The organism is Alteromonas halophila (assembly GCF_014651815.1).
In the GTDB taxonomy this organism is placed as follows: domain Bacteria; phylum Pseudomonadota; class Gammaproteobacteria; order Enterobacterales; family Alteromonadaceae; genus Alteromonas; species Alteromonas halophila.
Map to the genome: position 1 here is coordinate 125,993 of NZ_BMXP01000008.1, position 25,587 is coordinate 151,579.

The following is a 25,587-nucleotide window of genomic DNA, read 5'->3' on the forward strand; positions in this document are numbered from 1 at the left end:
TGCTGCAACTACCAGGATCGCGCCGTCCATCTGTGCGGCACCAGTGATCATGTTTTTAACGTAGTCAGCGTGTCCAGGACAGTCTACGTGCGCGTAGTGGCGAGTAGGCGTGTCATATTCAACGTGTGACGTAGAGATGGTGATACCACGTGCTTTTTCTTCAGGCGCGTTATCGATCATATCGAATGCCTGAGCTGAACCACCGTAAGTCTTTGAAAGGACAGTAGTGATTGCTGCAGTCAGAGTGGTTTTACCGTGGTCAACGTGGCCGATTGTACCCACATTCAAATGGGGTTTCGTACGTTCAAACTTTTCTTTTGCCATTTCTAATATCCCAGCAAAGTTACTTTAAGGTTTATGAAATCTTTACAAACATGAGCTGGGGAGAAAATGGTGCTGATAGGCAGATTTGAACTGCCGACCTCACCCTTACCAAGGGTGCGCTCTACCAACTGAGCTATATCAGCACGAATGGAGCGGGCAGCGGGAATCGAACCCGCATCATCAGCTTGGAAGGCTGAGGTAATAGCCATTATACGATGCCCGCAATCCTAATTCTCTGGCCACCTCATAGAAAGTGGTGGAGGGGGCAGGATTCGAACCTGCGAAGGCTGAGCCGGCAGATTTACAGTCTGCTCCCGTTGACCGCTTGGGTACCCCTCCTGAGATTGATGGTGCCGACTGCCGGAGTCGAACTGGCGACCTACTGATTACAAGTCAGTTGCTCTACCAACTGAGCTAAGTCGGCACTGCATCAAGTGGGTGCGCATTCTAGAGTAATGACTTACTCCGTGCAATAGTCTTTTTCGAAAAATTTTCATTTTTCTGTTTAAGTGCTTAAATAATTACCACCTAAACAATGTTACGCAAAAAGCTCGCTTTTTGCGTAGCGGGCAAGACCTTGCACCACCAAATTCGCGGGGCGCATGCTATCACTCAGCTCAGCAATTGCAAACAGTTTTTTATCACCTCCGCTTAAAATAACATCAAACGGCGTTTGTTTGCGTGATAAGTAGTCAACGGCGCTGAAATAAACACCAATCACAGCTGCATGACACCCCTGGGCAACGCAGGCTTCTGTTGTCTGCCCAACATCAAGCGTAACAGGCGCTGCGTCATCTGCCGTCACCCTTTTGGTCGCGCCGACAAGTGCAGATTTCATGGTTTGGAAGCCAGGAACAATCCAACCGCCTAAATGTTGACCTTTACTGACAAAGTCCACCGTGGTGGCAGTACCGGTATCAATCACGCAAAAAGTATCGCAGGCAATTTCTGCGGCACCTATCATTGCCAGCCAGCGATCAACGCCCATTTTGCTGACATCTTCATAACTATTGGTAATACCGAATGCCGTTTTTTCTGTCACCACTTCGCGGCATGTCACTCCTTGCTTTTGGCACCAGTCTGCCAGCCGGTCACTCACTGCCTGCTCTCGCACGCTGGCAAAATAAAGGGTGTCGATGTCGCGAAAAACGCTGGCGTTCATTAAATCGTCAGTATCAACAAAATACTCAGGCTCTCCGCCAAAGGCATCAAGTCTTATTGCCTTAACCCTGGTGTTACCAATATCTACCAGCAATACCGATGCTTCAGTGACCACGTAAACTCACCTCGCCCCCATGAAAACGGCTGATGCCATCTTCTGTTTCCACCAGCAGCGCACCACTGGCATCGACACCACGATCGATCCCAACAAAACGCTTTTCGCCCATTTGCAGCACTATGCGCTTGTCAGCAAATAAGTCGGTGGCCTGCCAGTGCGCAGCAAACGGGCCGAAGCCTTGTTGTGCAAATTTGGGTAACATGCTCCACAGCGCCTCGATAATATGCGCGGCCACGTCATTTCTGTCGGGAACATGACCCAGATAACCGGCCAGATCGCTATAGGGCTGCCCGACATCATACTGGCCATCGGGCATGGTGACATTCAGTCCAATGCCTATTACGCAGTGTGCTGTAGCCCCTATTTGCCCCTCTACTTCAATCAGTATTCCGGCCAGCTTGCGACCCTGAAGGTAAACATCGTTAGGCCACTTAAGCTGAGTATCATCGATGCCAACCTTGCGCAGCCCTTCGCAAACGGCGAGCCCAACCAGCAATGACAACCCTGCCATGCTCTGGTAACCATCTGGAAATGACCAGTACATAGAGAATGTCAGGCTACCACCGACCGGCGCCAGCCAGCTGCGGCCGTGGCGTCCGCGTCCGGCGGTCTGAACTTCTGCCAGAACCGCATCACCATCGGCGAGATTATGAGGAGAGTTGCTAATGCGCTTTTTCAGCGCCGTATTGGTCGATGGCAGCACCGATTCTACATCGATCAGGGCCATACCGGCATCACGCAGCTGCTTTTTGATGGTATCGGCTTTCAGCAATGTAAACGGGCGCTCCAGGCGATAGCCTTTCCCTTTCACCTTAAACACATCCAGCCCCCAGTCTGACAGCTGCGAAATGTGGCCGGCGACCGCGGTTCGGGATAAGCCGACTTCCTGAGCAATGGCTTCGCCCGAGTGAAACTGGCCGTCAGATAGCAGTGCCAGAATATGTTGTCGAATGGCTTTCGATGCCTGTTTCATAGTGCGATTAATCCTTTCTCTCCCACCAGCCGCACTTCCGGCTCAAGCGGTATAGCAAATGCAGAAGAAACGTCATTAATAATAGCCCGTGCCATGGCAACCACATTCTCTCCCGTGGCTGCGCCAGTATTGGTCAGTACCAGAGGCTGCGTGGGGTGACAGCGCACCCCGCCCAGCTCTTGCCCCTTGTACCCGCACTGGTCGATCAGCCAGGCAGCGGGCACCTTTACCTGCCCGTTTCCGACATCATAGCCAGGAATATCAGGGCTGGTCTGGGCCAGCGCCTGAAAATGCGTTTGCGTGATCACCGGGTTTTTAAAGAAGCTGCCGGCATTGCCCAGTACCGAGGGTGTGGGTAATTTCTGGCGACGAATGCGAATAACTTCATCATAAATGGCGCTCGGTGTTGGTCTGGTCAGCTTTGCCAGCTCGCCGTAACTGGTTTCAGGCTCGCCATTGCGCGTCAGCGAAAACGTCACGTGGGTGATCAGACAGCGCCCCGCCAGCGCATGCTTAAACACACTGTCACGGTATCCAAACTGACACTCTTCATTGCTCAGGACCAGTGTGCGGCCGCTTTCGATTTCGAGCGCTTCAACGCGGTCAATAAACTGCATGACCTCGCAACCATATGCCCCAATATTCTGAATGGGTGCAGCGCCAACTGAGCCAGGAATAAGCGCCAGATTTTCCATACCATGCCAGCCATTCTCCACGCAGGTACTCACCAGCTTATGCCAGTTTTCACCCGCGCCAACCCGCAAAGTATGCGCCTTGTGCGTTTCTGTATGGGTCATACCCGTAATATGATTAACCAGTACCTGTCCGTCAAAGTCACTCAGGAACACGGTATTACTGCCCTCCCCCAGCAAATAGTTAAGATCGCTGCGGGTATAGGCGTCAAGAAACGCGTCAGTCGAGTTAAACGGTGTCAGTGTGCTGCAGGATGCGTCCAACGCAAAGGTATGGTAAGACTTCAGAGAGGGCATGTTTCGCCGGAATCAACAAAATTAATAGCGCTAATGGTAGGGGAATGCACCGGTAAATAAAAGGTCTTACGTAACACACATCTGTCATGTTAGCGCCGCACCTGCAGACGTACCACACCCTTGCCCGGCTTTCTGATACACTGCACGGAAAGACGCGAATAGAGATGTTCAACTTAACGCCTCTTGTACATCACTTTGGAATAAACGAAAGCCGCTATGCTCCGACGTCACCTTAAACGCTACAAACCGTTGTTAAGCTGGTACCGTAAACGGGTATTTGGAAAGCCCTGGGAAGAACTTAACCGGCGTCCTTCTGCGTGGCAAAAAGCTGTATCGACACCGGCTTCTACTTATCAAAACAGTATCGCGCTCAATGCCAGTGTTGTCATTCTGGCCTCTCAGGATGCGTCCTCACTGCGCATGAGTACTGACTCGGCCAGAGCTGCCGGCTTTAATGTGTATGTAGTGACTGACAGTATGCCGCCCGGTGACGCAGATGCGCACTACACAACATTATCAGAGCTTGCGAGCCATCCGCCGGCGGCTGACTGGCTTTGTTTTATCAATGCAGGTGATCAGGTGCTTCATAACGCCGCAGCAGTCGTTCACCGTGCTGCCAACACACATGTCCAGGCCCGCTGCCTGGCCTGTGATTATTTTGCAGGCGCTGAGCATCAGCCGGTGTTCCTGCCACCCTGGCTGCGCTACTCCTGTACGCCAGAAGCTGCGTTTAGCCGCGCCTGCTGGTTTGATCGCGAGCTACTGACAGCGTTATGCACTACAACACCAGTCAATAACGCAGCCGCGGTCCCCGCTATGCTTTTGCCAGCACTGTCAGCGCAACAAATTGTAACTACCAGCGAGCTGGCCTTTGCCTTTCCTGAGCCGGCGACCATTGAAGAGCCCCCAATCCGGTTTGCGGGTTCAGACACAACAGACGCTCCCACAGTCACCGTTATAATTCCCACACGGGATAACCCTGAATTGCTGTCGGCCTGTATCGACTCACTGCGCTCGCAAGTCGACTACACCAACTACGACATTGTAATAGTTGATAATCAGTCGCAGCAGCCAGACACATTGCAGCTGTTAAGCCGTCTCGGCGAACACCCAAAAATAACGGTGGCGCGCTATGACGCGCCATTTAATTATGCGGCCATCAATAACTGGGCAGTTGCGCAGACAAACAGCGAGTTTGTGGTTTTTCTGAATGACGATGTGGAAATACAATCGTGCCACTGGCTCTCCACCATGCTGCACTATGCTAAGCGCGATGAGGTAGGAGCGGTAGGCTGCAAGCTGCTGTATGGCGACCGGACCGTGCAGCATGCGGGGGTAGCCATCGGCACGCTGGGCGGCGCGGCGCACAAATACAAATACCTGCCGGAAACGGCATCAGGCTATTTTTATGAACTGCAGACCGACCATGCAGTCAGCGCGGTAACGGCGGCCTGTCTGCTAATGCGGCGCGACTTATTTGACACGCTTGGCGGGTTTGATGAAACCAGCCTGACGGTAGCGTTTAACGATATTGACTTGTGTCTGAAAGCCGCCGAGGCCGGAAAAGTGAATGTGGTATGTAACCGTGTTGTTCATCTGCATCATGAAAGCAAATCGCGGGGAGAAGATCTGAGTCCGGAAAAAGCGGCGCGGTTTTCCAGTGAAAAAGCCTATATGGAAAAACGCTGGCAGCTTAGTACCACCAGCGATCCGTTTATTCACGATGGCATACAGCGCCGGCTTAACCGGCGCTATGAACGATAAGGCTAATCGCTACTCCTCATCACTGTTCTCTTCCCCGTCAGTCCCCATTATGACCCGCATGCGCTTTTGTTGCAGTTCGTCTGATAGCGACTCTACTTCATCAGGGCCATTTAAAATGTAAGGAATAACCATCACTACCAGTTCGGTGCGAAGCTGTGCAGACGTATCGCCTCTAAACAGCTTGCCCACTAACGGTATGCCGGCTAGCCCTGGCACACCACGCTCACCTTCACTGTCAGAGGTACGGATGAGACCGCCAATTAACACACTACCACCGTCGCGCAGTGTCAGTGTGGTTTCCAGCGTACGATTGCTAATGGTAGGAGAAGGTACGGTTGATACGTCCCGTTCCACAGCTTCACTTAGCTCCTGCCGTATTTCAATATCGACAAACCCGGTGGCATGCACTGTAGGTTTGATATCTAACAAAACACCGGTGTCGGTATACTGAATTTGCTGAATTACGTTTGAATTGCCTTGTGTACTTTGCGTGTTAGAGGTAATAATCGGTACCCGGTCACCGACATCAATTGAAGCTTGCTGACCGCTTTTCACCATAATACGAGGCCGCGAACGTATAGTGGAACGGCTGTTGTTGTACAAAAAGTTTAGCTGCGCACGGGTGCTGTCGCCAGACGTAAGCTGCAGATTCAGCCCACTGCCATCATACCCGAGATTACCAATGGTACCGGCAGTCAGGTTATAGGTATCCACAGCGCTTTTCGCCAGCCACTCAATGGCACTTTGTTCTTCCTCGTCCAGACTCACCTCGGCCAGTATGACTTCTATCATCACCGACGGTGCAGGTTTATCCAGTCGCTTTATCATACTCAGCGCCTGCAGCCAGTCTTTACCGCTACCGCTATACAAAATGGTATTAAGTTGCTCATCCACCGCATAACGCCCACGCGATGAGCCACCGGAAGAAGCCGCCTGCGGCTGCGACGCATTATTATTGTTACCGTCATTCGAAGAAGTGGGTCCAGCTGCACCATTTTGTGCGATACCTAACTGATTAAGCAGCGTTACAATATGTTTGGCCTGAGTACTTTGAACCTGATAGCTAAACAGGCCGTTCTCAACCGCTGTCTGACGTTGCTTTTCAAGTTTTTCGGCCCACTCAACAATATAGTCCAGCACCTCTTCAGACTTGGCAAATACAACTAACTGACCTGTCGTCCCAAGTGGCAGCAGGCGAACTGGAGCGTTACCTGCTCCCTGTTTTACGATAAAACCCTCGGTATCCAGAATCTGCTGCAGGTTGTTAGCGAGCTCATCGGCGGTACTGATGGCAGGTTGCAGAATGGCGCTTTGCATACCGGCCATAGCAGGCCGGTCCAGCACTCGAATGGCTTCAATCGCTTCCCGCACACGCGGCAGCTTGCCTTTTAATATCAGCGCATTGCGAGCTATATCTTCTGACACTTCAAGCGTACTTTTTGGAAACATTTGAGTCAGTAGCCCGCGTACCTGCGGCGTATTGACGGACGCTAGCGGATAAATATGAAAGACCGGCCGGTTGCCACTTGGCACCTCTGGTAACGCGCGTCCCGATGCCAGAATTGGCGTATCCTCGCCTGCAGCTTCACTGGAGTAGTCAAATACCAGCACCCCATCCTGTAAAAAGGTTGTCACGCCATACTGGTTTAACGTTTTAGTGGCGATGGCATACAAATCTTTTTCACTTAACTTTGAATTCAGACGCATGGAAACCAGATCCGGTGCATTGCGGATGGAGGGCTGCATAACAAAATCAAGGCTAAGCTGATTACCATATATTTCATTGATAAAAGCCGGTACCGGCATATTATCAAACGCCTGTCGTTTCACTTTCTTATTAGTAAGGCCAGGTAATACCGCATCCTCAGCTTTCTGCGAAGCCTGTTCTACTGACAACGTTGGAGGCCTGACTATCGTCATCTCATCTGGTCTTTCCTGTTCCTGACCATCCAGAAGCGTTTCGCCCTGCGCCTCATCAAGCGTTTTAGGATCACGCAAAGCCTTTTCAAAATTCTCAACATCATCTTCGGCCAGCTCATGGGCCGGGCCGCGCGTTAACGAGCACCCCACCAGCGAGGTCAGTAGCACACCGGCTATCACTGCCCGGCTAAAGTGTGGCAACCTGCGTTGTGAAAAATCCTGCATAATTTCTATAATCCTTGCACCGGCACTTCCCCGGATACTTTATCTGAATAAATGTTGAACATGTTCTTTTTGGGTCTCGGTATTTTTCCAGGTCACCGAGTCAGCGTGCACACGGGCCAGTTGCCAGGGTTTCAGCCAGCTTTCTCCCAGCGCGATACGCTGTACTTCTTTAGTTTTGGGTAACGCCACCAGGGCTGCAGGGCTTTCCCCCTCTACCACGCCCATCAGTCTGGCATCTGAAATCAGCGTCGGTTTTGGTTTTTTCTTTTCTGCTTTTTTACCGTCATTGTTTTGTTTTTTCTTCGGTGGCGGTGGTGGTGTGTAGTAATCAGGCACCGACTCCATTACCTTTTTCCAGGAAATATCACTAAAGCGTGTACTGACCTGTGCACTTTCCTGTAGTTCCGTATTTTCTGCCTCGGCGTCGCTTTCAAGCACTGAAATATAGCCTGTAGCACCCGCTACAAGCACGGCGCCCAGTGCTGCGACAACAACTTTTTTCATACTAGGGCGCTTCCGTTAAATACAAATAGTCCACTACCAGCGTAATCACACTGGACGCTTTCGGACGGTACTGAAACGATGTTAAACGCTGAAACTGTTCACTGCCATCAAAGGCGTCCAGCAAGCCAATCAGTTGTTTTTCGTCTAGCTTACCCCGTACCTCAATACGAATTTGCCAGAAGTTCTCACTACCATACTGCATCGCTTCGGTATTAATCAGCGTAGCCCGTGGTCCATCTATGTACTGGGCCGTGAGTGCATCAATGCGCTTAAGCGCCTGAGCTTCGGCCACGCTGGCCGACCCGGCTGTCAGCGCCTTTTCTTTAAGCGCTCTGACCGCATCCGCTTTGTCGGTTACCACGCTTTCGTCAAGCGGCCTGGCCTGCGCGGTCAGCAGCTTTTCCACCATCTGCTTTTGCTGAGCCACTTCGTCCTGTCGCACCGTCACGCTGTCAGATATCGCTTTCGCCAGCGACAACAAGACAATGCAGGCAACCAGCAACAACAGCCACTGCAGACGTTTGTTCTCCTGCAACTCAGCAAACCAGCGCTGCTGTTTAATTGACTCAACGTTCATTTAAAGTTACTTCCAAATCCCAGGTGTTTTGCTTTGCGTTTGGCCGGATACTGACCTCGCTGAACTCGTTTCTCGCTTCCAGTGACTGCACCAGGCTGGCAATATCCAGTTCATCAGATTCCAGCTCAACACTAAGCTGACCGCCCTGCCAGGCAATCACATTTGCATGCCAGCTGGTTTGTCCAAGCACCGGCGTAATGACGCTGGCCAGCGTATCCGGCAAATGACCGGGCGCATGTTGCCATTGTTCGACGCCACTTAGCAGCTGCTCATACTGTTGATAGCGGGTTTGCAGTGCCAGCTTATCACCCAGCGATGTCTCCAGAGAGGCAATCTGATCCTCATAGCTGCCAAGCTGCTGCTGTATACCCAGCCAACTGCCCAGGCTCATCGTCAGCGAGAATAAAAACAACCCGGCAGCCAGTGCAAACCAGGTAACGGGCTTTGCCAGCATTTTATCAATATTGCGGCTTTTCGCCCAAGGCGTGCCGCGTAACTCATCGACGGAAACCGTTGTTTGTCCCGCCGGCGCACTGACACCCGTCGCCATCTCGGTCATGACACCCTGCTTCCATACCTGGTAATAGGTATGATGGGCCCCCTGTACCCAGTGCTCACCGTCTGACAACGCACCCTGCATGGCTGTTTCCGGTATACCGGAAAAGGCCGTCGGGGTTGCCCACAGACAAACGCCGCGTGCAGACGCATGCGCGTACACCTCGCCGCCTTTAAACGGAGACAAACTGCGCTTTTGCAATGCTACCCAGTCAGCGAGCTGGGCAGATTTGATGCTTGATGGGTAAGCGCGATACACATAGAATGCATCGGACTTAGCATCAACCTCGGTAGCGCGATTCCATAAAAGCTGTTCTACCCGATCAAGCCCGGAATCAAGCCAGGGGGGCAGGCCTTTTGGAAAAAGTGCTGACAACATGACGCCTCTTACGACAATGGTTAAAACGCGGATAATATATCGGAAACTACCACATTATTTAAATGCACTGGTGTTTCTTACGCCGCTTTTTGGCAAGTTTTTTTTGAATTAATGGGATTTTGACTATTTTGACAGCAGTTACTACCGATTTTGCCCAGGTTGAGCAGACGCTGATCGCGACACTTACGGCAGATAACCAGCTTGACCAAAAACAGCTGGAGATTATTGATGCCACTTGCAAAGAACTGCGTTGCTGGAAAGTCACGGCTATATCGCGACTGGGTTTAGTGGGTGATGACACCCTGTATGAAGCGCTGGCTAATACGCTAACCTGGCCGCTGGTCGACAAAATCAACAAATGCCCGAATGCCACCGCCATCATTGCCAGTTGTGACATGCTGGCGCTTAATCTGGACTGGTGTGTGGAACATCATGTCTTTCCAGTGACCAACGAACAGGGTGATATCAGCCTGTATACTGATATGCCCTGGGCCAGTGCAAATATTCGTGTGGTTACCTTAAGCGCGCCGGATAAAACCATCCATCCAGTGTTACTCACCCCCGCAATGGCGGCCACGGTGGAAGATGAAGTGGGCTCAGAACGGGCGGTGTCCGCGCTGTTTGGTACCAATACGTCCGATATTGCGGCACTGGCCGAAGAAGCCCCGGTTATAAACCTGGTTAACAGCATAGTCGAGCGGGCCATTTTTGCTGACGCGTCAGATATTCACATTGAGCCGGGTGCCAAGAACATGGTGATCCGCTTTCGGGTCGACGGCAAAATGAACGAGTTTATGCAGCAGCCTTCCTCACGTTTTCCGGCCATTGCGTCACGTATTAAGCTGCTTTCACAACTGGATATTGCCGAACGCCGCCTGCCGCAGGATGGCCGTTTCTCCACCCGTGCCGGTAACCGTGAGTACGATGTGCGGGTATCCACAGCACCGGATGTGAACGGCGAGTCCATTGTTATGCGACTGCTGCCCAAAAAACGTGATGAATTGAGTCTGGATGCATTAGGCTTTGCCGACGATCACCTGGCGCTTATCCGCGAATGGGGCAAGATGAGCAACGGTATTATTCTTGTGACCGGCCCAACCGGTTCGGGCAAGTCCACCACGCTGTATGGCCTGTTGTCAGATATTAAAACGGGTGAAGAAAAAATCGTAACGGTGGAAGACCCAGTGGAATATCAGCTCGACGGCATTACTCAGGTGCAGGCACGGGCCGACATTGGGTATACGTTCGCCAGAGCACTGCGTACCTTTTTACGTCAGGATCCTGACGTCATCATGGTGGGTGAGATCCGCGACAAAGAAACTGCCGATATCGCGGTGCAGTCATCACTGACCGGCCATTTGGTATTATCTACCCTGCACACCAATGATGCGTCTTCCGTTTTTCCACGTCTGGCAGATATCGGCGTGGAAACCTACCTGACGGCAGCCACGATTCAGGGTGTACAGGCCCAGCGACTGGTCAGAAAACTTTGCCCAGTGTGCAGTGAAGAAGCCGAAGCGCCGGCATTTTTACTTGAAGGCGATGACTTTGCGGCGATAAAAGACAAACTCTCTGCGGTGACATGGAAAAAAGCGGTGGGCTGTAAGGCGTGTCACGGCAAGGGATACCGCGGACGTATCGGCATTTACGAACTTATTCCTGTAAACGCCAGTATTCGCTCACTGGTCGCAGCGGGTGCTGAGGTTTCAAAGATCCGTCAGGCTGCCCGGAAAGCCGGTTTCCGCTCGTTGTTACAGGACGGCCTGATGAAAGCGGCCAGCGGTGTAACGACAGTCGATGAAGTATTGCGCGTATGCAGCGCCGAGGAGACTGAATGAAGTTCAGTTACGAGGGCATCGACCTAACGACTGAAAAGTCAGTAAGCGGCGAAATTGACGCAACCAGCGAAAATGAAGCGCTGCGTACCCTGCAGTCGCGCAAAATTGAAGCCACCAAGATCCATGAGGTAAAAGAGCGTACCGGCGGCAAACGCAAGGTTACCACCAGCGATCTGGTCCTGCCGCTGCAGGAACTGGCTACGCTGACCGAGTCTGGCGTAGTGCTGGTTGAAGCGGTAAGTGCGCTGGCACGGAATAAGTCACATCCAGGTCTGGCCGACGGCTTTCGTAAAATTGCCAGCTTGATTGAGAGTGGTGAAAACTTTTCAAGTGCGATTAAGCAGTCAACGCTGCCTTTTCCCGTTTATGTTCACCATCTGGTTAGCGCTGGTGAGGCCAGTGGCCAACTGGCGGTAGCCCTGAGAAAAGCCTCCGAGCAGCTTAACTATGATCAGGCCGTAAAAAACGATTTGCGCAATGCCCTTACCTACCCGCTGGTACTGATTGGCTCGGGCATTGCCGCCATGATGATTATTTTCTTTGCCGTGGTACCCAAGTTCTCGCATATGCTGGATGATGATAAGCCACTGCCTACGCTGGCCTGGCTGGTGCTAAGCGCCGGGCGCGCCGCCAACGATAATCCGGTGATGGTATTAGGCGGCACGGCCGTCGTCTTTTTGCTGGTTATCGCCGCCTTTGCCAACCCGACCATGCGCAGCAAGGTAATGAACGTGGCCATAGAGTTGCCGGTAATTGGCCCCTGGCTGGCCGAACAGGACGCCGCGCGCTGGGCCTCGCTGTGTGGTGCCATGCTCACCGCCCGGGTTAGTCTGGTGACTGCGCTTACGTTATCCGCCGAGTCCTGCGGTTTTACCCGCCGTCGGCAAAAAGCCATGGGCCTTATTACCGATGTCCAGTCAGGTGTCTCGCTGACCGATGCCCTGGAACGCGCATCCTTGTTACCGGGGACCTCGCTGAATCTGCTGGCCGTAGGTGATAAGACCGGTCAGCTTGCCAATATGCTAAATGCCGTGGCCAGGCTGCACGACGAAGCAAGTAAGCGTAAAATGAAGCAGGTCATGACGCTGATAGAACCGATCGCCATATTGATTGTCGGTATTCTGATTGGAATAATGATACTAGGTATTGTGTTGGCAATAACGGCCTCAACTGATATTGCTATTTAAGAGACAGACAGGATTAACGAATGCGTAATAACAAAGGTTTCACCATGATTGAATTGCTGGTTGTTCTGGTGATTCTGGGTCTGCTTGCCGGCCTCGTCGGCCCGCAGTTTTTTGGCAAAGTCGACAGCTCAAAAGTGCGTACTGCAGAAACACAGGTAAAAATGCTGAAGATGGCGCTGCAAACCTACCGGCTGGATATTGGCCAGTATCCCAGTAAGCTGGAAGATCTGATGGCAGCACCTAATAACGTTAAGCAGTACTGGGACGGTCCTTACTTACAGGAAGATGTGCCGCTTGACCCATGGAATACCGCTTATGTTTATCGCCGCGACAGCAATGCGCAGCAAGGCTTCTATCTATATAGTCTGGGCGCTGACGGTCAGGAAGGCGGCAGCGATTTAAATGCAGATGTCGGCTATGCGCCCACACAGGGGTGAGTCCGGCTTTACGCTTATCGAACTGCTGGTCACCCTGATTATTCTGGGGCTGACCGCCTCTCTGGTTGGGCCCGCGGTATTCTCCTGGCTGGACAGCCGGGAAGCGGCCGCCAGACGCAACACGCTTGAGAATTCGCTTTCTATGCTGCCACTGGAGACATTGCGCAGCGGCAAAGCCGTCACTCTTGAGCAGCCTGGTGAACTGGGCATGGAGAACACGCAGGGCATACGTATCGAAGAGCCGATTATTGTGCTGGCTAACGGCTACTGCAAAAGTGGCCGGGTTTCTCTGACACTGCAACAACGGGTGTATTACTATCAAATCAATGCACCATTCTGCGAGGTTGAGCTCATTGAGAATAACTGATCAACGTGGCTTCACACTGCTTGAGGCGCTCGTGGCACTGGTCATTCTCTCAGGCGTGTTCACTGTCGTTTGGGGCTGGTTCAATACCGCTGCACAAAGCACCACTAAAATAGAACGCGCTATTGCCATGCCGGTGTTATTCGATCGCTTTATGGATCGCCTGAGACTGGAAGATCTGCAGAATAAGCGAGAGGGTGACTTTACCATCGACACCTACCGGGTCGAATGGACACTTTCTGTCGCACGTCAGTCGACTGATGAGCCCTACCGGCGTCAGCCGGCCTGGGTAGTTACGCTGTTTGACGTAGATGCCAAAGTCTTTAGCCAGAATAATAAGCAGGTTGCAGACTTTACCACGCAATACACGACGTTCTGGCGTGTTAACGCAGGGATCAACATCAAGGAAATATTCGGTGATTAGTCTGTCCAAACAGCAGCGCGGCTTTACCCTGATTGAGATGCTGGTGGTGCTGGTTATCACGTCGCTTACGGCATCGTTGTTGGTCAGTGGCCTTGAGTCCACCTGGCGCAACTTTGAAAAGCTGGGGGCACGGAACCTGAAAACCACCGCGGCGCAACTGCCCAAAATCTGGTTTACTCAAAGTGTTGAGAGCATGGTACTGCGCCACCCCAATACTTCTATGTTTTCGGGAAATGCTACCGACCTTTCGTTTTCTACCCTGACGCCGCCGGATATGCCAGGCCCCGGCGTATATAAACTGCACTGGCGGCTGCGCGCCGATGGTAACCGTACAGCGCTGCTGTACCGCCATGACACCGAAGAAACCTATACATCGCTCGGGTACGTAGACGGGAGTGGCGTGTTTGAGTACCTCACGTCACAGGGCTGGCAGCGTGCCTATTCGCCGTCCAATGGCCGTATCCCAGAAGCTATTCGTATTCAAAGCAACAATCAGGAATGGGTGATGGCGCTGCCAATCAGACCTACAGACGCAGAAATGCCAGCTGAACTTCGGGCCTTTGGTAAGTATGAGTTTTAATGATGCGCACTAATTACGCACTCACCTCGCAACGAGGCGCTGCACTTCTGTCAGTGCTGGTGGTCAGCATAATTCTGTCGCTGCTGCTTGCCGGAGCCAGCGAACTTATGCAGCGCCGTCTTTCCCTTGCCGATCTTTCAACAAGCCAGCTGAACGAAAAGGCGGCCATCACCGCAAAAGTCAATGAGCTTACCTACTTAGCGTCAACTCAACGCATAACACGGGCAGGTGTCAGCCAGGGTAACAATAAGGAGGCATTGCAAAAACTCGACGGCCAGTGGACTGCCTATCTTACAGGTGATGAGATCCGCGCTGACGGACACATTTATAAGGAAGAAAATGTCAACGGTCAGGACCTGACTCTTCGTTATTCGCTGCAGGCTGAAAATGGCCTTATCCCTGTGAATACGTCTGATCAGTTCTGGGTTCGGAAGTGGCTGACAGCCAATGGTGCTGACACATCGGATGTGTCCATTCTTGCCAGCCGTCTGGCCGATTACGCCGATGCCGATGAGTGGTCGCGCCCGGCAGGTGCAGAAGCAAGGCAATATCAGCGTGAAGATTTGCCTGTTCCTCCTAACTATTTACTGCAAAGCTGCAGCGAGTTACATCAGGTTCTGGGCTGGAAAGAATTACTTGATGAAAATGATGATATGACAGCCGAGTGCAGCCTGCTCAGATCCTCGGATGTAAACGTTAATGCCATCCCAATTGAACTTTGGCGTAAACTCTGGCCGTCGTCTGCCGATAAAATAAAGCGAATGCGCGATAACAATCAGTGGTTATTAAACTATAATGACGTCTTGGGCGTAATACCCAGCGTCAATGGTATCCCTGAACCTTATTTCGGGTTGATCACGTATCGGGGCCTGTATATTGAGGTAGCTGGGCCAACGGTCACGGAAAGTGTGAAGGTTGTCGTCCAAAAAGGAGAGCTTCCCCCTTTCAGGCGTTTTAAAGATCGGTGATATTTAATGCTAAGAGTACGTATATAAATACGTATGCAGGTGTTAAAAATTATTGATGCGTAATAAATAATTCATTGAAAAGTGGGGCGGATCTGATGTAACGTTCGTCCCGGTGCCTTCAAAGGGCACCGTATTTGCGTAGCAGTTTCTGTGGTTGCTACGCTGCGCTAATCGAATTTTCACCCGTTTTTGGGTGTCAAAGCTATAAAAACCACAATAAAAGTTGAATACGACATTAACGTGTTGTAATTTGTTTGGAGTAGTCTGGTGCGTTGTCACCACGGACTTGGTGGCGTAAGCCATGACAATCTAAAACTATAGTTACTCTTGCAGGAGTTATACATGTTTAACAAAAAAGTACTTGCGGTAGCTCTGGCTGCTGCATTCACATCTGGCGCACAAGCGGTTGTAGACCTGGACGCCACTGAAAGCCAAAAAATCACTTACGCAAGTGAAGTGGTTACAGCTGGTGCAGATACCGTTGAAGTTATCAACAACGGTGGTCTGCTAGACCTGACCACTACTGTTGGTTTCACCATCGGTGAAGGTACATCTAAGTACGTGCGTATCGATCTGGCTAACGGAACTTTCGGTGCAGCACCTTCTATCACTATTGACACAGATGCTAACTACACAGCAACTCTGTCTGCTGGTGGTACTGCTGATGACAGCTTCGTAATTTATGAAGTAAGTGCAACTGACGGCGCTGGCGATATCGCTCCAGCAGACGAAGTTTCACTGTCTGCAGCCTCTTACATTGTTTCTACTGACTCAGTATCAAGCGTTTCTTATCGCTTGTACGAAACAGCTACAGGCGCTGCGAACAAGCTTGAGAACACTCTGAAGTTTGTTAACACGCAGTTCACTGAGCTGGCATCTGCCGCAACTGGCGAGCTGGTTGTTGCAAATGACAACGAAGCAACGGTAGCGTCTGGCTTCACTAACTTCTCAGCAGGCTCTCTGGGTGCAACCTCAGCCACTATTGGTTACCTGAACACTGATCTGTCGTTCAAAGAAGCTTACGACCTTGACGGTACACTGGTAACAGCAGAAGACATTATTGATGACGAGCAAGACATCGTCTTCACTGGTGACTTCAGCTTCGGCGAGTGGACGCTGGAAATGGACGACGCTTGTAACTCTGGTTCTCCAGTTGCAATCACGCCTACTGAAACTGGCGGTATCATCGAAGACGTAGAAGATTCTACTCTGACTGCTGGCGACTGGTATGTGTGTGTTGACGTAGACGGCGAAGAAGTTATCGCTAAAGGTACGTACGACGTAACACTGGCAGACGACATGCTGGGCGGCGACTTAGGTTCTATCACTTACGATACAACTACTATCGAAGTGCCTTACCTGACTACGTTCGAAGACTACAACCAGCGTCTGATCCTGGTTAACAACGGTAGCGCAGCAGCTGACTACTCAATCAGCTTCACTACTGAAACAGGTACAGAAGCAACTGCGGGCGACGCGGCAACGGGCTCTATCCCAGCTAACTCTACCCTGGTTCTGCGCAGCGCTGACGTAGTAACTCTGGACGGTCGTACACGTACCTCTGCAACTATCGAAGTTGAAGGTGTAGACGCGAACATCCAGGCAGCTACTCAGACTGTTAACCTGTCTGACGGCACTACTGACACAGTAGTTCTGAACGCGAACTCTATCACTTCTCTGGACTAAGTTCTGAGAACTGGATAGCAAAAGCCCCCGCCTTGCGGGGGCTTTTTTATGTCTGTTATGCAACGAAAAATTACACTTCTAACCGGCATTCCCCGTTCGGGAACCACGCTATGTTGTTACTTAATTAATAAAAGTACCAAAGCGCTGGCGTTACATGAGCCGATTAATCCTCAAAAGCTCACCGCTACGTCTTGCCAGCAGGCAATTGACGAAGTCGCTGTACGCATACACGATATTGAGCACAAGATCACAAACGGTCTTCCGTTCGAACATGGTGATAAAAACAGCATTGCGTTAGATAACCCGGTAGCTGAAAACAACGCGTCAGGTATACGAAAAGTACAGGCTGTACGCGGTAACATTACGCTGGCGCCATGCAGTAAAGATATCCCCCTTTTTATCAAGCAAAATGCACTATTTACTTCCCTGCTGCCTGACTTACAAAAGCAGTTCCCGGTGGTTGGTATTGTTCGTAACCCGGTCAATGTTTTATTGTCCTGGATGCAAGTCGACCTACCGGTAAACAAGGGCCACATTCCCGCTGGCGAACGGTTTGATCCGGCATTGAAACGTTTGCTCAATAGCATGGAATGTAATCTCAGCCGGCAGCTGAGTATTTATCACTGGTTTACCCAGAATTTTTTAAGTGCAGGTATTCCGGTAGTTCGTTACGAGGATATTCTTCTATCCGGAGGTCAGCGTTTGTTCAATGAACTGGCTATTCATACTAAGCATCAGGAACTGACCCAAAAGCACAGACAATTCGAGTCCGCGCACAAGGACAAATTACGTTCACATATCAATGAACTTAGCGCCCTTTCCCCTTTCTATTCTTATGAAGAAGTTTGCAAGGCACTCACACCATAGTGGCGTCTGCAGGGTTGTGCTAAAATCCGGCACGTCAGTTTTCATCGGAACAACAAGGAAACCATGTGAAGAAGGTGAAATCCCTCGTTAAAAAGATCCTCGGCCGACCAGAGCGCTCGCCGCTCACAGTTGACACTGTCTCCCAGACCACTGGAGGCTATTGTGTTATTGGCTGGTATTTCACTGATGGCGTGAAATCAGTGGCTATTGAAGATGAAAATGGTAACGCTGTTGACGTAAAGCGCAGTCCCATACCAAGGGATGATGTGAAAGCGGCAACCGGCAGAGGGGGAACCGGCTTTCAGTTACTTTGCAATACCGATAAAGAGCTCAGCCAGCTAAAACTGGTTGCGCACCTTAGTAATGGCAGGCAGGAAAAACGGTCACTGGCGTTGCAAGGCCAGGATCCCGGACTGGAAAGTGAAACCGGCAACGTTGCCTCTAATATCGTCACACAAACCGGGGTCAAAGGCAGTTGTGAATATGCCATCGTATCACCAAATTTTATTTTCGTATCTGGATGGCTGACGGATGGTCAGAACGCGACTGACTGGTCGCTGGTAGATGGCCGCGGGTTCGTGGTTGCTGACGTAGAGGATATCACCCGCTATCACCGCCGTGATGTGGTAGAGACCTATGGCGAGAGCGACATGTTCAAACATACTGGCTTCGCTCTTCTGATGAAGGTGGATACGCGTGTAGGTAAGAACAGCAACCTGACGTTGTGTGCCACCCTCAACGAAAACAGCATTAAGCTTCCCATAGAGCATGTTTATGCGGCCAGCGATGACCCTATGACTAACGCCATGCGGCTGCTGAACAACTGGCAGAGTCACGTTCCAAAGCAACTGAGCAAGGCCTCGGTTTTCGGCCCTATGTTGCGTGAGATTTATCCAGGCGATAAAACCGCTTCTGTTACCCGTATTGACTTCGGGCAGGCGCCTGAGTGCCCTCGTGCGTCTATGATTATCCCGCTTTATGGTCGATACGACTTTTTGCGCTACCAGTTGTCTTACTTTGGACGTCGGCCACAGTACCAGGACATCGAAATTCTCTATGTGATTGACGACCCAAAAATAGCAGGCAATGCCCTTAAGTTGGCCCGAGAAATGGAATATGTATCACAACAGCCATTTAGCCTTCTCCAGCTTTCGCATAATGTCGGCTTTGGCAAAGCCAATAATATTGGCGCAGAACATGCCACTGCCGACACCTTATTGCTGGTAAATTCTGATATTTTACCTAAGTCCGATGACTGGCTGGATAAAATGCTTGAAAGTGTATCCCGCGAAGACACCGGTATTGTGGGAGCCCGGCTTCTGTTCGAGGACGACACCCTGCAGCATGACGGCATGGCCCCTATGACAATTACTGAATACCCAGGCCTGCTTTTCAATGATCATCCGCGTAAAGGCTGGATGAAATCATTGTCTCCATTCCCTGCAGAAGAAGCCGAATGCGAACTGCTGACAGCCGCTTGCTGGGCAGTTAAGAAAACAGACTTTAACGCCGTAGGCGGATTTGACTCTGCGTATGTACTTGGCGATTTTGAGGACTCAGACCTGTGCCTGAAGCTCCTTGAGCAGGGTAAGAAGAACGTTATTCGGCGGGATGCTGAGCTCTACCATCTTGAGCGGCAATCGCAGAATCTGGTGTCACCAGGGCGCTGGAAACACAATATCACCATTTTAAATGCAGTGCTGTTTAATGAACGCTGGAAGGACACACTTCAGTCTATGCACGAGGAAAGGGTAAAATGAAAAAAGTAGCTTTCATTTCGCATGGCCATCCAGAGCTTAGTAAAGGGGGCGCTGAAGTCGCATCGTGGAACCTCTACACGCTGTTGAAACATAAAGGCTTCGACTGTTTATATATCGCCAGAACCGATGCAAAGTCACACGGCGGCTCCACCTTCTCAAGCCGGGGTAACGAAGTTTTGCTGCACACAGCGATGACGGAGTGGTTCACGCTTAGCAGCAGTCATTTAAAACCACTGTTTGTAGATTTAGCCGAACTACTGCGTGAATACAGCCCGGATGTTGTGCACATACACCATTATGCACACATGGGGATCGAGCTTTTTGCCGCAATCCGTCAGGCCCTGCCTGATACAAAAATTGTATTCACGTTGCATGAGTTTATGGCGATGTGCATGCACAACGGCCAGATGGTAAAACGCGAGACACTGAAGCTTTGCTACAAAGCGACAGCAAACGATTGCCACCAGTGCTTTCCCAGTAACTCACCAGGCGACTTTTTATTACGCAAACAGTATTTGCTCGACCAGTTCTCTCATGTCGATGAATTCATTTCACCCAGCCATTTCCTGGCCAAGCGTTATGTAGACTGGGGGCTGGATGTAGAAAAAATGCACGTTATTGAAAACGTTTTGCCGCCCCGCAGCGCAATTGAGCCCCGTCAGATTAGCGAAAATGGAAAGCGAGGAAAGTTTGCCTTCTTTGGGCAAATAAACCCTTATAAAGGGCTGGATATTTTGCTGCATGCCATCACCCTGTTGCCGCCGGATATCAGAGCACAAATCCACCTTGATGTGCACGGTGCCAACCTGGATAAGCAACCTGCCGAGTTCCGTGAACGGGTAGAAAGCTTGCTGGCTCAAACTAAAGACTGTGTAGATATACGCGGCCCTTATGAAGCAGAGCAGCTTCCCAGCAGAATTGCAGAGTGTGACTGGGTGGTTATTCCTTCAATCTGGTGGGAAAATTCACCGGTTGTTATCCAGGAAGCAATGCAGTTTGGCCGACCGCTAATCGGCTCTAATATCGGCGGCATGAAAGAGAAAATTGAAAACAAAGCCGGGTTAACCTTTGAGGCTCGTAGCGCCGCGTCACTTGCGGCGGCACTTGTCAAAGCCACAGATCCAGACGTATTCGAACACTGGCAAGAGAAGCTTGCCATTAACCACAACGCAGAAAACGAACATATCGCCCTGTTAGAATCTTTATTCAGCGATATCAGCGCAACCGGTAGTTAGGAAACATCATATGAAAATTGGGGTGATCACGAACCTCGTAAACATCGACGATTTTGTAGCCAAAGACATGGCGACAGCAAACTCGGAGGCGTGGATGCGCGCCACCGGCGGTAATACGGGCAATGTCGCCTTTGTGCAGGGTATTAAGAATATTCTGGGTGACAGCTTTGGCATTGTTAACTGGGGCGATAATCCAGCACTTGTTAATAAACACTATGATCAGCTTGTTATCTGTTGCGCTAATCAGATGGGTGCGCATGTAGACCTTAAGGGCTGGGTTGAACGCCTGCAGAGTTTTGACCTGCCCACTACGTTCATCGGTCTGGGGGCACAAAGTGACAATATTGGTAACATTCCGGACATTCCTGAAGGCAGCAAACAGTTCCTTCAGTTAAGTAAGTCGCTTCGTCCTAATGCAGATGAGCCTAACATTATTACGCGCGGTGAGTTTTCCAGTGAAGTTGTCGCACACTACGGTGTTGAGTCATCACCGTTTGGCTGCCCGTCGCAGTTTATTTCAACAGAACTCAATCTCGGCAAACGCTGCTTACAGCACCAGAAACGTGCGCGGTATGAGCGTATTATGACTGCGGCAGGAAACCCGTGGCACCCATCGGCGAGTATTGAAAACACCCTTACTGAGATTGTTGAAAATAATCGCGGTGACTATATTCTCCAGCACCCGAAGGCACTACTGCAGCTTGCTTTGGGTGAAGGTGGCGCGTTACCAATGAATCAGATTGAACGACTTGAGAAAGTGTACTCCCGAATCGGAGACTGGGAGCAGATTAAGGCCTGGTTTGAAAGTTTTTCTGTGTTCTTTGCGGATGCCCAGAACTGGATGCATTACTCACGTCATTTCACTTTGGCTATTGGCCCCCGTTACCACGGTGTGGCCCTGCCGATTCAGGCCGGTGTGCCCGGAAAAGTGATCAGCATCGATTCACGCACTGAAGAGCTGGCACTTACCACCGGGATCCCCACGATGCGGTATACCGACATTGACGATTTGAATGCGGATGAGCTTATAAAGGCAAGCCGCTGGAAACAGGCCGATGCAGACAACTACGATGCTGTACGCACCAAAAATGCAATTAATTATCAGCGTTTCCTGGAGGGCAACAACCTGCCGGTGAACCAGGCTATCGCCCAACTCGCAACATCACAGGAAGAGCAGTAGCATGGCAAATTTAATGGGGCTTGGGTCCGGTAACAACCAGCTGGTTACGGGCTATAACGAACTGGTCAGAGCCGCATCCGGCAATACCGGAAATTTATTGTTCAATTATACGCTGGAGCAACTGATTGAACTTGATGGCGCAGATGTAAAATGGTCTACGCCAGCAGACACGCTAAACAGTGCCGGGCATACGTTGCTGCTGCCCATGGCAAACAATATCGGCAAACATATGGACCTGATGAAATCAGGGCCTAAGCTGGAAGGGGTGAACGTTCATGCCGTTGCAATGGGGCTGGGCGCACAATTTCAGTTAAGTGATGATTTTGATACGTCGTTTGAAAAGATTCCGGACGCCTCAAAGGCATGGCTTAAATTGCTGTGTGAACGCTCTGATGTTGCCAATGTCTCGGTGCGGGGTGACTTAACCCATAAAGTATTCGAGCGTCTTGGCCTTGGCGATAAAGCGGTGCCGCTTGGCTGCCCTTCTCACTTTTTAAGTAACAACAAGCAATTAGGGCAGTTACTGAAAAGCAAGAGCCAGGCCTTAACCCCCACACTGAAAAACGGGGTCACCGTTACTGCTGGCAACCCCGCCATTAAAAACCTGGCTAAGCTGGAACAGTTTCTTATTGGCCTGATTAATACACATGGTGGCCGGTATGTCGTGCAAAGCCCCAAAAATCTTATCTGCCTGGCTGAGAACTGGCTTGATGATGTTTCAGAGGCCGACGTAGAAGATGTGCGTGACGCCTTTTTCCCTGGTGACGCCACGCCCTCCATGCATAACTGGTTTCGTCAACACGCCACGACGTACCTGTCTATCCCGCAGTGGTTTAGTGACATATCCAAAGCAGATTTTGTTGTTGGTACCCGCATCCATGGTTGCCAGATAGCGCTACAAGCTGGCGTTCCTGCTGTTTGTCTGCACATAGATTCACGAACCAAAGAACTCTGTGAAACCATGCAGATCCCAACCCTGCACGCGCGCGACTTTCAGCGCAATCCTTCGCTGGAAACATTGTTAGACACCGTTCAAAACTGGGACTGGGATGCCTACGACGACAATCGTCTTAATCTGGCCAGACGCACATTTGACTTCGTCACACAAAATGGGCTGACCCCCAGCAAAAAATTCGCAGCCCTGTTACGCTGATATGATGACCGCCACAAAGCCCTTTTACCTAATTAGCGGATTTCACCGCAGCGGGACATCTTTGCTGGCGAGTACATTAATGCAAAATGGCACGCATATGGGTGATAACCTTATGGGTGCCAGCTTTGCTAACCAGCAGGGTCATTTTGAAGATCATGCACTGGTAAAGATCCACGATCAGATGCTCGGGGCAAATGGCTACGACTGGCGCTGTACTGACACGCAGTTAACGGTACCGACATTTTTGCAGAGCAAGCTGACCGACTACATAAATGTCCGGTCGGATACCGATGCGCCCTATATCGGTGTGAAAGATCCCCGCGCAGTGCATTTTTTTGACGCCTGGCAACACGCAACTAACAACCGTGTAAAAGCCATTTTTGTGTACCGGGACTGGCGCTATTGTGTATCGTCGCTGTTAAAACGGCACAGCCGGGAGTTGCTGCACTACACCTGTCCTATGCAGCAGCGCGAACTGGACTTTGCATTCTGGCAATCCCCTGACCTGGCCGCCCGGCTGTGGCTTGCATCTTCTCGTGCCATGCTGCAATGGATGGATAGCGCACCTAATAATACGCTGCTTTTACCTTTGTCATCGTTGCTGAATCAGTCTGCGTCACTTTTTGCGCAGGCACGCAAAAAAGGCATTCCTGAAGCATTATTCAGCTTGTCGACGTCATTCGACAATTCGCTGCTGCAAAGTACGATCCCAGCTTCACTGCTCGAGATGCTTCCCAACGATCTGCAGACCGAGTGTGACGATGTACAGGAACAACTTATTCACCAGTGTGGTGTCACGGCAAGCCACGAGACGGTTCAGCTAAGCAGCCCGCACGTATTGAGTAAGCCCGGTAATCAGAATAGTAGCTTTCAGCCTGCGCGTATAAGCGCCCAGGTAAATATTGATGGACTGTCGATATCAGAAGCGCTGGCCGTACTGCAGGCATTACCTGCAGAGAAAGCGGCGACATTCCCCTGGCAAACGTTGATGACGATGCCGTGTGAGGATGCTAAAAGCTGGGAAACCATATATAAGATCGCCAACGCCTGTAACCAGAATCAGGTGGCTGAGGCTGCAATAACACGGGCAATTACGCTACAACCTGTCCCCTGGCGAGTGATGTATTTAGGCGATTTGTATCTCTCTCAAAAGCAGCTACGTCTGGCCAGGCAGTGTTATCTGAACGCCAAAGATATGGCCCCAGGCAATGCCACCTTTTTTGCCAGGCTGGCAGACGTTGCTACTGAAGAAGGGAATTACGAAGACGCTCAGGCACTCATTGACGAAGCATTAGCGCTGGATGCAACTAAGCCGGCCATTGTTTCTGCGCAAAAACGCCTTGCTGATCGCGATAAATCCTACGAACAACGTACGCAGAAGAATGAGCGTAATACGAATGAAATGCCCGCCATTACTCGGTATATGGATGTGGTTGATGTACTCACTAATGAGCCAGAGCACGGTAAAGCTCTGGATGACTATTTTGTACGGTACATGTTTGTACGACGCAATAACCCTGCCTGGCTTTCATCTGCGCTGGGGCAGCTTAGTGAAAAACAAGGGCAATGCCTGCAGGACTATTTGTTTGCGCACCTTGAGCGGTACTGGCCGCACGAAGTGCTTGAAACAGAAATGTATGGTGCCTTATCTGCAAACACAGAGTTACCTGCACTTTTAAGCAAGGAACAGGTAGGTGCAGATGCCTGTATTGGCGTTCATCTTCATGTGTACTATCGACACCTGGTACCGGAAATCCTGGCCTTTTTAAGAAATATTCCTCAGACATTCCGACTCGTTGTGACCTGCTCGATACACGATAAGACCTACCTTGAACAGATACTGCCGTCTACCAGTGACATTCTTACTGTTGAAAACCGTGGCAGGGATATCGCCCCATGGTTAATGCAGGCCTGCCCACGCTTATCCGACTGCGACTGGGTGCTAAAGCTACATACGAAGTCAACGCCTCACGCACCTCATTTGTCTGGCTGGCGTCTACAATTGCTGTGGGCATTGGTGGGCGATAAGAAGCACACTTCCCAGATTGTCTCTGCATTACAAAGCAAGGCTAAGACAGGCATCCTGTTGCCGCCTTACCACCCAGCTATCGTCAAAGATATCCACTGGGGTAACAACCGTGAAGATACGGAGAGGCTCGCCAAACAGCTCAGATTACCGCTACCGGAATCCGCTCCCCAATTTCCGGCAGGTTCCATGTTCTGGTACCGGCCTGATGCGCTGACGCCCCTCACCCGTTATAATTGGCGTCTTGAAGACTTCCCAGATGAATCAGGCCAGACCGACGGCACCACCATGCATGCTATTGAACGCCTAATAAGTATAGCGGCTCAAAATACAGGGATGCGAAGTGAATTTATCAGTATGCTTTAGTAGCATACTTTCTCTGGAGACTCAGGC

The 25,587-nt window shown here is 50.9% G+C and carries 23 protein-coding genes and 4 tRNA genes; 15 read left to right on the forward strand and 12 right to left on the reverse strand.

Features of this window, described 5'->3' with window-relative positions; genetic code table 11:
• The 8 genes from IE054_RS14330 to murB all read right to left on the reverse strand — a co-directional run.
• Positions 1-324: GTP-binding protein (locus IE054_RS14330; RefSeq protein WP_229805174.1), on the reverse strand; the 324-nt coding region annotated here is incomplete at its 3' end.
• A 67-nt stretch (positions 325-391) separates the two neighbouring features.
• Positions 392-467, reverse strand: a tRNA-Thr gene (locus IE054_RS14335).
• Between the two features lie 5 nt (positions 468-472).
• Positions 473-547, reverse strand: a tRNA-Gly gene (locus IE054_RS14340).
• A gap of 31 nt (positions 548-578) precedes the next feature.
• Positions 579-663 (reverse strand) — tRNA-Tyr (locus IE054_RS14345).
• 9 nt (positions 664-672) lie between these two features.
• Positions 673-748: transfer RNA gene (locus tag IE054_RS14350), tRNA-Thr, on the reverse strand.
• A 114-nt stretch (positions 749-862) separates the two neighbouring features.
• On the reverse strand, positions 863-1,600 hold the full coding sequence (locus IE054_RS14355; protein ID WP_189407589.1) for a type III pantothenate kinase: 738 nt from the start codon (positions 1,598-1,600) through the stop codon (positions 863-865).
• Positions 1,590-2,576 (reverse strand): bifunctional biotin--[acetyl-CoA-carboxylase] ligase/biotin operon repressor BirA, encoded by a 987-nt coding sequence (birA, locus tag IE054_RS14360; protein ID WP_189407591.1) that lies wholly within the window; start codon positions 2,574-2,576, stop codon positions 1,590-1,592. The genes IE054_RS14355 and birA overlap by 11 nt, the downstream gene beginning before the upstream one ends.
• Entirely contained in the window at positions 2,573-3,565 is a 993-nt protein-coding gene (gene murB / locus IE054_RS14365) for a UDP-N-acetylmuramate dehydrogenase (protein WP_189407593.1), read from the reverse strand. Before murB ends, birA begins: the two co-directional genes overlap by 4 nt.
• A gap of 216 nt (positions 3,566-3,781) precedes the next feature.
• On the opposite strand from murB, the gene IE054_RS14370 reads away from it, so the two are divergent.
• Positions 3,782-5,329, forward strand: coding sequence for a glycosyltransferase family 2 protein (locus tag IE054_RS14370; protein ID WP_189407594.1), 1,548 nt, complete (start codon positions 3,782-3,784; stop codon positions 5,327-5,329).
• A gap of 9 nt (positions 5,330-5,338) precedes the next feature.
• On the opposite strand, the gene IE054_RS14375 is transcribed toward IE054_RS14370, so the two are convergent.
• Genes IE054_RS14375 through IE054_RS14390 form a run of 4 tightly spaced genes read right to left on the reverse strand, consistent with a single transcriptional unit; the run spans position 5,339 to position 9,489 of the window.
• Positions 5,339-7,474, reverse strand: coding sequence for a secretin GspD/PilQ domain-containing protein (locus IE054_RS14375; protein WP_229805176.1), 2,136 nt, complete (start codon positions 7,472-7,474; stop codon positions 5,339-5,341).
• 39 nt (positions 7,475-7,513) lie between these two features.
• Positions 7,514-7,978 carry a hypothetical protein gene (locus tag IE054_RS14380; RefSeq protein WP_189407596.1) on the reverse strand — a complete coding sequence of 155 codons (465 nt, stop codon included), beginning with the start codon at positions 7,976-7,978 and terminating at the stop codon, positions 7,514-7,516.
• 1 nt (position 7,979) lies between these two features.
• Positions 7,980-8,555, reverse strand: a complete 576-nt coding sequence (locus tag IE054_RS14385; protein ID WP_189407598.1) for a hypothetical protein — start codon at positions 8,553-8,555, stop codon at positions 7,980-7,982.
• On the reverse strand, positions 8,545-9,489 hold the full coding sequence (locus IE054_RS14390; RefSeq protein ID WP_189407600.1) for a PilN family protein: 945 nt from the start codon (positions 9,487-9,489) through the stop codon (positions 8,545-8,547). The genes IE054_RS14385 and IE054_RS14390 overlap by 11 nt, the downstream gene beginning before the upstream one ends.
• Before the next feature lie 119 nt (positions 9,490-9,608).
• Between IE054_RS14390 and IE054_RS14395 the strand changes: the two genes are divergently transcribed.
• The 14 genes from IE054_RS14395 (at position 9,609) to IE054_RS14460 (ending at position 25,560) form a co-directional block, all read left to right on the forward strand.
• On the forward strand, positions 9,609-11,327 hold the full coding sequence (locus IE054_RS14395; protein WP_229805178.1) for a GspE/PulE family protein: 1,719 nt from the start codon (positions 9,609-9,611) through the stop codon (positions 11,325-11,327).
• Positions 11,324-12,514 (forward strand): type II secretion system F family protein, encoded by a 1,191-nt coding sequence (locus IE054_RS14400; protein WP_189407602.1) that lies wholly within the window; start codon positions 11,324-11,326, stop codon positions 12,512-12,514. Before IE054_RS14395 ends, IE054_RS14400 begins: the two co-directional genes overlap by 4 nt.
• Positions 12,515-12,534: 20 nt before the next feature.
• The gene (gspG, locus tag IE054_RS14405; RefSeq protein WP_189407604.1) at positions 12,535-12,951 is read left to right on the forward strand and encodes a type II secretion system major pseudopilin GspG; all 417 of its coding nucleotides are present in this window, start codon (positions 12,535-12,537) and stop codon (positions 12,949-12,951) included.
• Entirely contained in the window at positions 12,932-13,318 is a 387-nt protein-coding gene (locus IE054_RS14410) for a pilus assembly FimT family protein (RefSeq protein ID WP_189407605.1), read from the forward strand. Before gspG ends, IE054_RS14410 begins: the two co-directional genes overlap by 20 nt.
• Positions 13,305-13,739: a PulJ/GspJ family protein gene (locus IE054_RS14415; RefSeq protein WP_189407607.1), complete on the forward strand. Its 435-nt coding sequence runs from the start codon at positions 13,305-13,307 to the stop codon at positions 13,737-13,739. The genes IE054_RS14410 and IE054_RS14415 overlap by 14 nt, the downstream gene beginning before the upstream one ends.
• Complete coding sequence (locus tag IE054_RS14420) at positions 13,732-14,319, forward strand: PulJ/GspJ family protein (protein WP_189407609.1); 588 nt, start codon at positions 13,732-13,734, stop codon at positions 14,317-14,319. The genes IE054_RS14415 and IE054_RS14420 overlap by 8 nt, the downstream gene beginning before the upstream one ends.
• Positions 14,319-15,287 (forward strand): hypothetical protein, encoded by a 969-nt coding sequence (locus IE054_RS14425; protein WP_189407611.1) that lies wholly within the window; start codon positions 14,319-14,321, stop codon positions 15,285-15,287. The genes IE054_RS14420 and IE054_RS14425 overlap by 1 nt, the downstream gene beginning before the upstream one ends.
• Before the next feature lie 342 nt (positions 15,288-15,629).
• Complete coding sequence (locus IE054_RS14430; RefSeq protein ID WP_189407613.1) at positions 15,630-16,973, forward strand: hypothetical protein; 1,344 nt, start codon at positions 15,630-15,632, stop codon at positions 16,971-16,973.
• 48 nt (positions 16,974-17,021) lie between these two features.
• Positions 17,022-17,840: a hypothetical protein gene (locus IE054_RS14435; protein ID WP_189407615.1), complete on the forward strand. Its 819-nt coding sequence runs from the start codon at positions 17,022-17,024 to the stop codon at positions 17,838-17,840.
• Positions 17,841-17,905: 65 nt separating this feature from the next.
• Positions 17,906-19,600, forward strand: a complete 1,695-nt coding sequence (locus tag IE054_RS14440; RefSeq protein WP_189407617.1) for a glycosyltransferase family 2 protein — start codon at positions 17,906-17,908, stop codon at positions 19,598-19,600.
• A complete protein-coding gene (locus IE054_RS14445) occupies positions 19,597-20,835 on the forward strand; it encodes a glycosyltransferase (RefSeq protein ID WP_189407619.1) in 1,239 nt (412 codons plus the stop codon). Before IE054_RS14440 ends, IE054_RS14445 begins: the two co-directional genes overlap by 4 nt.
• Positions 20,836-20,845: 10 nt before the next feature.
• Positions 20,846-22,015 (forward strand): polysaccharide pyruvyl transferase family protein, encoded by a 1,170-nt coding sequence (locus IE054_RS14450; RefSeq protein ID WP_189407621.1) that lies wholly within the window; start codon positions 20,846-20,848, stop codon positions 22,013-22,015.
• 1 nt (position 22,016) lies between these two features.
• On the forward strand, positions 22,017-23,168 hold the full coding sequence (locus IE054_RS14455; protein ID WP_189407623.1) for a polysaccharide pyruvyl transferase family protein: 1,152 nt from the start codon (positions 22,017-22,019) through the stop codon (positions 23,166-23,168).
• 97 nt (positions 23,169-23,265) lie between these two features.
• Positions 23,266-25,560, forward strand: coding sequence for a rhamnan synthesis F family protein (locus tag IE054_RS14460; protein WP_189407625.1), 2,295 nt, complete (start codon positions 23,266-23,268; stop codon positions 25,558-25,560).
• Positions 25,561-25,587 lie beyond the last annotated feature (27 nt).